This is a genomic window from Dawidia cretensis, from assembly GCF_018598175.1.
Classification (GTDB): Bacteria; Bacteroidota; Bacteroidia; order Cytophagales; family Cyclobacteriaceae; genus Ohtaekwangia; species Ohtaekwangia cretensis.
Map to the genome: position 1 here is coordinate 332,314 of NZ_JAHESE010000001.1, position 10,865 is coordinate 343,178.

A 10,865-nucleotide genomic window follows, 5' to 3' on the forward strand; every position below is an offset into this window, starting at 1 on the left:
TACACACACTTTAATCCCGGCAGGATTAGTGTGACGACCGCCAACATTTAGTACCGACACTTACAGCATGAAACGTAATATAGCAATCGTATTGATCGCCGGAGCCCTTATCGCCGGTGCCTGCCATTCGAAAAAGAAAGACGCCCCCGGCGCGGGCGGACGCGGACGCAATAGCGGCCCTGTCCTGGCCGACGGATTTCTCGTAGGCGTAAGCTCCGTGAGCGAAAAGATCGAAGTACCGGGCTCGCTGCTGCCCTTTGAGGAAACACAGATTCGCGCCGAGGTGGACGGCCGCATTGTCAAGCTCAACATTCAGGAAGGAAGCCTGGTAAGCAAAGGAACGCTGCTGGTAAAGCTCTTCGACGAAGACCTGCAAGCACAGCTGCGCAAACTCGAAGTACAGCTCAAGATCAAAGAAAAAACCGAAGAGCGTAACCGCGAGCTGGTAGCGATCAACGGCATCAGCCAACAAGACTACGACCTCGCCGCGCTCGATGTGGAGAATCTCAAAGCCGACATCGAGACCACACGCATTGCCATTGCCAAAACAGAAATCCGCGCACCGTATACCGGCCGCATCGGCCTGCGTACGATCAGCCTGGGTGCATTTATTGCACCCGCAGACATCATCACCACGCTACGCCAGGTAGATCAGCTCAAACTTGAATTCTCCGTGCCCGAGAAATATGCGAAGGATATCACTAAAGGGTATACCGTACAATTTACCGTGGATGGTGGCAAACAAACACATAAAGCAACTGTGCTCGCAACAGAGAGCAGCGTAGACCAAAACACGCGCACCCTGAAAGTACGCGCCGTGGTAAACGCTCGCCACCCCGAATTGGTGCCGGGCGTGTTTGCCCGTGTGAACCTGCAACTGGGTAAAGATAACCAGGCCCTGATGGTGCCCTCGCAAGCGATCATACCCACAGCGCGCGACAAGCAGGTTATTGTATTGAGAAAAGACAGCGTGCAGTATACCGTGGTGGAAACCGGTCTGCGCGACTCTGCCTATGTGCAGATCCTGAACGGACTAAAGGTCGGTGATACCGTTATCACATCAGGACTGATGGCCATACGGCCCAACTCGAAAGTGAAGATTGGAAAGGTTAAGACGCTCTAACACGGTTACTCGCAATGAACATTTCTGAAATAAGCCTTCGCCGGCCAGTACTGGCGTTTGTGATGAACATCATCCTAGTGCTGTTTGGCGTGATCGGATTTAACTTCCTGGGCGTACGCGATTATCCCGCCATCGACCCGCCTAACGTAAACGTCAGCACTAACTATTCGGGTGCCAACGCTGACATCATCGAGTCACAGATCACCGAGCCGTTGGAGAAATCCATCAACGGCATTGCCGGTATCAAAAATATGACCTCCATTTCCAGCATGGGCAGAAGCAACATCAACGTTGAGTTCGAGCTGGGTGTGGACATGGAGGCCGCTGCCAACGACGTACGCGACAAAGTATCACAAGCCAGCCGCTCGCTGCCAGACGATCTTCCCGGCCCGCCCATCGTATCAAAGGCCGACGCTAATTCCGACGCCATCATTACCATGACGGTGCAAAGCAATACGAAGAACCCGCTGGAGCTGACCGAGTATTGTAATAACGTGCTGGTGGAACGCCTGCAGACTATACCAGGTGTCAGCAGCATTCAGATCTGGGGTGAGAAAAAATATGCCATGCGCATCTGGCTTGATCCCGGCAAGCTTAGCGCATACAACCTTACACCGCTCGATATACAAACCGCGTTAAACAAAGAAAACGTAGAGCTGCCCTCGGGCAAGATTGCAGGCAACTCTACGGAATTGACCGTGCGCACCTTCGGCCGGTTATATACCGAAGAAGATTTTAACAACGTCATCGTGCGCTCTACACCGCAAGGAGACATACGTTTGAAAAATATAGGCCAGGCGGTGCTCGGCCCGGAGAACGAAGAATCAGTATTGCGCGAAAGCAACATCCCCATGGTCGGTTTGGCGTTGGTGCCGCTACCAGGCTCTAATTATGTCGAAATCGCCGACGAATTCTATAAACGCCTGGAGCAGATCAAGAAGGAAGTGCCGGAAGACATTACGCTCTCCATCGCCATGGATCAGACGATATTCATTACCCGCTCGATCTCCGAAGTAGAAGAAACCCTGCTCATATCTTTCCTGCTGGTGGTATTGATCATATACTTGTTCTTCCGCGACTTTGTCATTGCCATCCGTCCGCTGATTGATATACCCGTGTCACTCGTCGCCACCTTCTTTATCATGTATTTGTGCGGCTTCTCGATAAACGTACTAACCATGCTCGGCATCGTACTGGCCACGGGCCTTGTGGTGGACGATGGTATTGTGGTGACGGAAAATATCTATAAAAAGTTGGAGCAGGGTATGAACAAATACCAGGCAGCAGCGGAAGGCTCAAAGGAAATCTTCTTTGCCGTTATCGCCACGTCGATCACGCTGGCCGTCGTGTTTCTGCCTGTGGTGTTTATGCAAGGTTTTGTTGGCCGACTGTTCCGCGAGTTTGGTATTGTTGTCGCAGGTGCGGTATTGATCTCCTGCTTCGTGTCGCTTACGCTCACGCCGGTACTAAGCGTTAAGCTGACTCGCTCACACCACGAGCACTCCTGGTTCTATCGCGTAACAGAACCTTTCTTCACGGGCATGGAAGATGGCTATAGACGCATCTTAGCGAGTTTTATGCGCTTCCGCTGGGTGTCGTTCATCGTCATTCTCGCCTGCGTGGGTGTCTTCTTTCTGATCTTCTCGACCATGCAATCGGAGCTCGCCCCGATGGAAGACCGCAACCAGTTCCGACTGACACTGCAGGCAGTAGAGGGTACATCCTACGACTTCATGGACAATTACGTGCAGCAGATGGTAACGTATGTTCAGGATTCCGTGCCCGAGTATGAAACAGCCTTGTCTGTTACCGCTCCCGGCTTCTCGGGCGCCGGCTCGGTGAATAGCGGCTTTGTACGCGTTACCCTAACAGATCCTAACGAGCGAGCACGATCCCAGCAGGAAATCGTGGAAGCCGTAAGCAAGAACCTCAACAAGTTTCCCAGCGGCAGGGCCTTTGCCATTCAGGAACAAACCATCGCGGTAAACCGCCGGGGTGGTTTACCCGTACAGTTTGTTGTCCAGAACAATAACTTCGATAAGTTACGGGAAGTGCTTCCCAAATTTCTGGAGGCCGTGTCTGCAAACCCCGTACTCCAGGGTATAGACTCCGACCTCAAATTTAATAAGCCGGAACTGCGCGTGGCAATCAATCGCCTCAAAGCCACACAGCTGGGCATTAGCGTACAAGACATTGCCCAGACCCTGCAACTCGCCTATAGTAACCTGCGCTTTGGGTACTTCACCAAAGAGGGTAAACAATACCAGGTGATGGGCCAGGTAATGCGCATAGACCGTGACGATCCAGACGACCTCAAGAACCTGTATGTACGCACGGGGTCTGGTCAGCTTATTTCACTTGACAACGTCGTATCGGTAGTGGAGTCCACCACGCCGCCAGCCCTCTACCACTTTAACCGCTATAAATCCGCTACGATCTCAGCGGGTCTTGCGCCGGGCAAGACCGTTGGTGATGGCATTAAAGAGATGGAAAAGATCGCCGACGAACTTCTCGACGAGACCTTTACGACGTCCCTTTCCGGTGCTTCGCGCGATTACGCGGAGAGCTCGGGCAATACTTCCTTTGCATTGATCCTGGCCTTGCTGCTGATCTACCTCATTCTGGCAGCGCAGTTTGAAAGCTTTATTGATCCCCTGATCATCATGATCACGGTGCCGCTGGCGTTCTGCGGCGCATTCCTGTCGCTGTATCTCTTTGATCAAACCAACAACATCTTCTCGCAGATCGGGATGATCATGCTGATCGGTCTGGTAACGAAGAACGGCATCCTCATTGTAGAGTTCGCCAACCAGAAACGCGAAGAGGGCATGAGCAAGATCGAAGCGGTGCTGGAAGCATCGCGCATGCGTCTGCGCCCCATTCTCATGACAAGCCTTGCCATGGCACTGGGCTCGCTGCCACTGGCCCTGTCGCTGGGCGCAGCCTCCACGAGCCGCAAGCCCCTGGGCATTGTTATTGTCGGGGGTATCATGTTCTCGCTCATTCTCACACTGTTTGTTATTCCTGCTGTATACTCGTATCTCTCGCGTGCCAGAAAGCATGTAGAGTTTGGCAGCAACACACCCACAACACCTTCGCATAAGGAATTGGTATATGAAAATTAAACTTCCGGCATCGCTTTTAACATACTTCTTTCTTACAGGCTGTCTGTACGCACAACAGGCCGGGCCACAGGCTGAGCAGGTAACGCTCGACCAGGTCATTGGCATGGCGCTCGAGCGTAACTTCGACGTTATCCTCGCGCGTAACACAGCCGAATCATACGCTGCCGATCGCCGGTATGCTAATGGAGCTTTCCTTCCGCAGCTGAACGCACAGGGCGCCGTAATCTGGAACAATAACGAGCAAAGCCTGCGCTTTGAAGACGCCACCCGCAACAACAGCGGTAAAGCCGAATCAAAAAATACAGCAGCATCCGTTGCGCTCAACTGGACACTGTTTGACGGTACCAGGATGTTTGCTACGCTCGATCGTATCAAAACCATCAACGCCATGGGTCAGCTGGCCATCAAAGACCAAATGGTAAACACGATCGCCAACGTCATCACCGGCTACTACGACATCGTGCGGCAAAAGCAACAGCTCAAAGCCATCCTGGAGCAAATGGCTGTCAGCGAAGAGCGCGTAAAACTGGCAGACCGCAAGCTGCAGGTCGGCACCGGCGGCAAACCGGAGCTGCTGCAAGCGCGTGTCGACTATAATGCGCAGCGAACCCAGGCATTGCAACAGGAGGCCGCCATCACCAGCCTGAAGGAACAACTCAATACAATGGTAGGCCAGCAGCTGCCGTCGGTATACGAGGTGGCAGATACCATTGTCGTAAACCTCGAGTTGAAGTTGGAAGATATTCAGACCAATATTGAGACCACCAACTTCGCGCTACAGACATTAAACCTCAACACGGAAGCAGCCCGCCTGTCACTGCACGAACGTCGCGCAGAGATGTCGCCCGTGCTGGCATTCAATGCTGCCTATAACTGGTCAGAGACCAACAATACACTTCTCATCAACCCGTTCTCAGCCCTCTTCAGCAGAAGCAACGGCTATAACTATGGTTTTACGCTGACGTTGCCAATCCTCAACAACTTCGTCACACGCCGCAACATTCAACAGGCCAACATCTTCCTGGACCGCCAGCGCGTGCTATACAGCCAGGCCAAGGTGGTCATAGACTTCTCTGTCCGCAACGCCTACGTAAACTACGATAATGCGCGCAAGGTGCTGCTGGTGGAAGAGGAGAACATCCTCTTTGCGAAAGACAACGTCTTCATTGCTCTGGAAGGCTTCAAACGTGGCATTATTACTTACATTGAATTACGTACAGCACAGCAAAGCCTGGCCGAAGCCTATACCCGCCTGATCAATGCGCGCTACCTCTCCAAGGCCGCCGAGACAGAGCTGCTCCGATTGAAAGGCGCACTGCTAAAGTAAGTGGCAACAAGAATTTGAAACAACCCAATTAAATCGCCGGCTCATTCCTTCTGGAATGGGCCGGTTTTGTTCTACCGGCATCTGGTTCAAGTCTTCCGACCGAAGGGAGGGCGACTTGGACCTACCCCAATGCCAGTCTGAAGACTGGCGTCGGGCACCTCGGCAGTTTAATACCACCGGCAGACAGGTTCGCACCCATCCACACCGACAAATCCACCGAAATTGTCATCAAGACAATCTTAACTGCTAGACCCACGGTTGTCACGCCCCAAAAGACACAAAAAAACCCGAAGGAAAATCCTTCGGGTCTTTGATAGTATATACTCGACAGCTTACACCGTCGCAGCAGAAGACTCTTCGAATTTACCAGAGATTCTCAGCGTGACAGTTTTCTTAGCCTTATAACCGCAGTAGCCGCACTGATAGTGCTTCAGCAGCTCGCCTTCTTCAACCGGCGTAGGGTTCTTCAGAATTTCTTCGCGAACCACTTTAAAGGTCTGGTAGTTACACTCAGGGCATTGCAGGGCGTGCAGGTGACCCGAGTAACGCTCGATTTTCACGTAGCCAGTTTCTTCGTCTTTCCACACGTCATAGTCGATGGAGAATACGTTCTCTTCCGCTTGCATACCTTCGTCGAGGTAGGCATCTTCTTCTTCTTCGCTCAGCAGCTTCATCGCCTTGCCTGTTTTCGGAGAAACACGGGGCTTATAACGCAGTACTTTAAGACGTTTTTCGATAAAGAACGGATAGTAGAATTTCAGGAGGTTTTGGATGATCAACGCTACGATCATACCCATGGCGAAGGTAGTGAAGCCGCGCACGAAGATCCACAGGGGGCCTAACTCTACGATGTTGGCGTTGGCATAGAAACAGCAGCCGATGACCAGAATAACCGCTGCAATCCACAGCGTACGGATCTCGCTTTTGTTGATGTAATCATACTTCGATTTGGCATCGCTCATCGTCAACAGACGGACCACATGATACAAGATGATCAGGATGGCAATCGCCCAGCCCGCAAAGGCAATATTTCGGGCCATCTCATTCCAGGAATCATACTGGTGTGGATCTACTATTTCGTTCATGATTATCGGTTGGTTATTATTGTTCCTGATAGCAAATATAAAAGTCGGTTTTTATTAAACCTAGCGCGAAAAGTGCGTTAACAGAGAAATCAACACAATTTAATACAGTTTTAGCGATTTTTGTAGGATGAATGAAAAAATGATCCGTCGCTTTTCAACAGTACTAACGCGACACTAATTCCAACATTTCGGCCACGGCGCGTTCGATGCCAGCCACATCAAATCCACATTCGTGGTGCAGCTCGGACTGCTCTCCATGTTCCACCACCTTGTCGGGAATGCCCAGGCGCCGTACCTCTGCGTTGTAGTGATGATCGGCCATGAATTCGAGAATGGCACTGCCAAAGCCGCCCGGCAGGCAGCCGTCTTCAATCGTCAGCACTTTCTTGTAACGGGCAAAGATGGCGTGCAGCAGCGCTTCATCCAGCGGCTTCACAAACCGCATATCATAATGGCCAATGCGGATGTTCTGTTCCGCCAGCGCGTCACAAACCTCTGCGGCGTAATTGCCGACATGGCCTATCGACAGGATTGCCAGATCATGACCTTCGCGCAAAATCCGGCCCGTGCCAATGGTAATAGCTTTCATGGCTGTGCGCCATTCCGGCATCACGCCTTGCCCACGGGGGTAACGAATAGAGAATGCTTGTTCGGCGCGCGGCAGCTGAGCAGTATATAAAAGGTCGCGTAATTCTTCTTCATTCATCGGCGCCGACACGATCATGTTGGGGAGACACCGGAAGAATGAAAGGTCGTAAGCGCCGTGATGCGTGGCGCCGTCGGCACCGGCAAAACCGGCACGATCCAGGCAGAAGTTCACGGGCAGGTTTTGAATACACACGTCGTGTATAACCTGGTCGTAGGCCCGCTGCATAAACGAGCTATAGATGTTACAGAATGGGATTAGCCCCTGCGTTGCAAGACCCGCTGAAAACGTAACAGCATGCTGCTCGGCAATGCCCACGTCGAAGGCGCGGTCGGGCATCTCCTTCATCATGATGTTCATCGACGAACCGGAAGGCATGGCGGGTGTGATGCCGACGATCTTGTCGTTGGCGCGCGCCAGCTCCACCAGCGTATGGCCAAATACATCCTGGTATTTGGGCGGCTGCGGAACGTCTTGTATTTTCTTGAAGATCTCACCGGTGATCTTGTCAAAAGTGCCCGGCGCATGCCAGGTTGTGGCGTTGCCTTTTTCGGCGGGCGCGTAGCCTTTGCCTTTCACCGTCACACAATGAAGGATCTTGGGGCCTTTGATATTCTTGAGGTCCTCAAAAATGTTCACGAGATGATTTACATCGTGGCCGTCTACCGGACCGAAATAACGCAGGTTAAGCGACTCAAAGAAGTTGCTCTGGCTAAGCAAGGTCGACTTAATCCCGGTTTCAACCTTCGACGCAATCTCCTGAGCACTCTTCCCAAAATTGGAAAGCTTACCAAGCAGGTTCCACACCTCGTCTTTCAGCTTGTTGTAAGCACGCGATGTGGTGATGTCGGTCAAATAATCTTTCAGCGCACCCACATTAGGGTCGATCGCCATGCAGTTATCGTTCAGGATGATCAGAATGTTGGAATCTGACACTCCGGCGTGGTTCATACCTTCAAAGGCAATACCTCCGGTCAGCGCACCGTCGCCAATGACGGCAATGTGCTGGCGGTCTTCACCCTTGTATTTGGAAGCTACGGCCATACCCAGGGCGGCCGACACAGATGTCGACGAATGGCCTACGCCAAAAGCATCATACGGGCTTTCGTGGCGGCGTGGGAATCCGGAAAGGCCCTTGTACACACGGTTTGTATGAAACTCGTCACGGCGGCCGGTCAGGATCTTGTGGCCATAAGCCTGGTGGCCTACGTCCCATACCAGCTGATCGTACGGCGCGTTAAAAACGTAGTGAAGAGCAACCGTCAGCTCAACTACCCCGAGGCTGGCGCCGAAATGGCCGCCGTAAACGGAAACGTTATCAATGATAAAGTGGCGGAGCTCGTCACTCAACTGGACCAATTGTGCTTGGTCCAACTTCTTTAAATCGTCTGGTGAGTTGATCTGCGCCAGCAATTTTCCCGGAGTTATCAGCATAGAGGGAATTATAGACAAATTATAGCTCCTTTAACACGTAAAACGAAGATAAGGGTTTTATAACACAACCCCGCACGTTGACCGGAAACGAGAAAAATGGCCCGGAATGCCGCTTTTTGGGGAAAACCTATACGCAAAATTAGTATTTCTTTTCGATCGGGGCTTTTTGTAGGATTATAAATAAATTTGCCGGCTACGCTTATGACGACACAGGAAAATTTTGAGGTGAAACTCCCCCTTTTCGAGGGTCCGTTCGATCTGTTGCTGTTCTTCATTGAACGGGATGAATTGGATATTTACGATATTCCGATTTCTACCATCACCAACGATTTCCTGGCGTACATCCAGCAGATGGAAGAGCTCAACATCGAAGTTGCCAGCGAGTTTATTCTCGTGGCCGCCACGCTGATGCGCATCAAATCCAAAATGCTGCTGCCGCGTCCGCAGTTGGATGAGCAGGGCAACGAAATTGATCCCCGCGAAGAGCTGGTACGCCACCTGCTGGAATACAAAAAGTACAAATCGGTGGTAGATATCTTCCACCAGATGGAGGAAACCGAGCTGCAAAAAGAAAAGCGTGGCAACCTGGCAAAAGAGCTCAAAGCGCTGTCCGAAACCACCAACGTCGAAGCCGAATTGCAAGACGTAACCATCTTTAAGCTGATGACGATCTTTGAGCGTGTGGTAAAGCGCTTCGAGGCAGAGAAGAATAAACCCGTGCACCACGTGGTGCAATATCCCTACACGGTAGACGGCCAAAAGAAGTATTTGATAAGCGAAGTGACCAAACACGGCCGTTTGTCTTTTGCCGAGCTGCTGGAGACATTTCCTACCCGCTTAGGGCTGATCTTTAACTTTCTGGCTATCCTGGAAATGCTGGCAATCCAGCTCCTGGCCGTCCAGGTCGGAGAGGGCTTTAACAACTTCTGGATTACCAAGTATCAAGGCGACCAGCTGGAAATTTCCAGCATTGTGGAAGAGGACAATGTTCCGTTCGAGCAATCCGATGTTATCGCCTCGGCGAACAGCGATGCCGTGCTCGACAGTGAAAACGCTGACGAGGAGGAGGACGAAGACGAACCGGAAGCCGATACCGATAACAACGAAGCGTAACTATTTACCCTGCTCCTGAAAAAGCTGCAGCGCCCGTTCAAGATCCACGTTCCCGCCCGATAGAATTATACCGGTGCGTTTCTCCCGAAACACGTCGCCTGCCTTTAGCACGGCCGCCACGGGAACGGCACTGGACGGTTCAATGATAATTTTCATCTTCTCCCATACGTGGCGCATAGCCCGCACGATCTCATCGTCGGTAACAGTAATGATCTGCTGTACGTTTTCGCGTACAATGGGGAAGGTCTTATCACCCAGGGAAGTCAACAACCCGTCGGCAATAGAATTTGCCTGTGATACTTCAGGCTGCCCACTGAGCATCGAGCGATAAGCATCGTCAGCTCCGGCAGGTTCCGCTGCGATCACCACTGTACGAGGCGAGAAATACCGTGTAGCCATGGAGGTACCGCTCAGCAATCCGCCACCGCCCACAGGCGCCAGAATGATGTCTAGGTCCGTCACCTCCTGGTATAGCTCCAGCGCAGCCGTAGCCTGGCCGGCCATGACGTCATAGTTGTTGAAGGGATGTATCTCTGTCGCACCGGTCCTGGCAATAACATCCTGCAACATGCTTTCGCGTGCCTGTAGCGTAGGCTCACATTCGAAGATCTCGCCGCCATAACCCTCCACACCGCGTTTCTTGACGGCGGGTGCCGTGCGGGGCATGACAATATAGGCGCGTATACCCAGCAGCTTGGCCGACCGGGCGATGGCCTGCGCATGGTTACCGGACGAGTGTGTAGCCACTCCCGCCGCCCGTTGCTCGGGCGACAATTGTAACACCGCATTCATAGCACCCCGCGCCTTAAAGGCGCCGACCTTTTGAAAATTCTCGCACTTGAAAAACAGCGACCCACCCGCCAGTTGGTCCATACCCCCGGAGGTCATGACCGGGGTACGATGAATATAGGGCCGAATACGGGCATGGGCGGTAAGAATAGTGGCAGAAGTGATCATGGAACAGGTATAAAGTCGGGGGCATTATAAACATTTCTATACGTTTACCACAATC

The 10,865-nt window shown here is 52.2% G+C and carries 7 protein-coding genes; 4 read left to right on the plus strand and 3 right to left on the minus strand.

From position 1 onward, the window contains the following. The first annotated feature begins 67 nt into the window (after window positions 1–67). Genes KK062_RS01430 through KK062_RS01440 form a run of 3 tightly spaced genes read left to right on the plus strand, consistent with a single transcriptional unit; the run spans window position 68 to window position 5,575 of the window. The gene (locus tag KK062_RS01430; RefSeq protein ID WP_254082447.1) at window positions 68–1,123 is read left to right on the plus strand and encodes an efflux RND transporter periplasmic adaptor subunit; all 1,056 of its coding nucleotides are present in this window, start codon (window positions 68–70) and stop codon (window positions 1,121–1,123) included. A gap of 14 nt (window positions 1,124–1,137) precedes the next feature. Next, the gene (locus tag KK062_RS01435) at window positions 1,138–4,248 is read left to right on the plus strand and encodes an efflux RND transporter permease subunit (protein ID WP_254082448.1); all 3,111 of its coding nucleotides are present in this window, start codon (window positions 1,138–1,140) and stop codon (window positions 4,246–4,248) included. Next, the gene (locus tag KK062_RS01440; RefSeq protein WP_254082449.1) at window positions 4,238–5,575 is read left to right on the plus strand and encodes a TolC family protein; all 1,338 of its coding nucleotides are present in this window, start codon (window positions 4,238–4,240) and stop codon (window positions 5,573–5,575) included. Before KK062_RS01435 ends, KK062_RS01440 begins: the two co-directional genes overlap by 11 nt. Before the next feature lie 332 nt (window positions 5,576–5,907). Here the strand turns inward: KK062_RS01440 and KK062_RS01445 are convergent, their stop codons facing one another. Next, window positions 5,908–6,660, minus strand: a complete 753-nt coding sequence (locus KK062_RS01445; protein ID WP_254082450.1) for a DUF2975 domain-containing protein — start codon at window positions 6,658–6,660, stop codon at window positions 5,908–5,910. A 163-nt stretch (window positions 6,661–6,823) separates the two neighbouring features. Continuing rightward, entirely contained in the window at window positions 6,824–8,740 is a 1,917-nt protein-coding gene (gene dxs, locus KK062_RS01450; RefSeq protein WP_254082451.1) for a 1-deoxy-D-xylulose-5-phosphate synthase, read from the minus strand. Between the two features lie 201 nt (window positions 8,741–8,941). Between dxs and KK062_RS01455 the strand changes: the two genes are divergently transcribed. Beyond that, a complete protein-coding gene (locus KK062_RS01455; RefSeq protein WP_317195729.1) occupies window positions 8,942–9,853 on the plus strand; it encodes a segregation and condensation protein A in 912 nt (303 codons plus the stop codon). On the opposite strand, the gene KK062_RS01460 is transcribed toward KK062_RS01455, so the two are convergent. Then, entirely contained in the window at window positions 9,854–10,810 is a 957-nt protein-coding gene (locus KK062_RS01460) for a pyridoxal-phosphate dependent enzyme (protein WP_254082452.1), read from the minus strand. Between the last annotated feature and the right edge of the window lie 55 nt (window positions 10,811–10,865).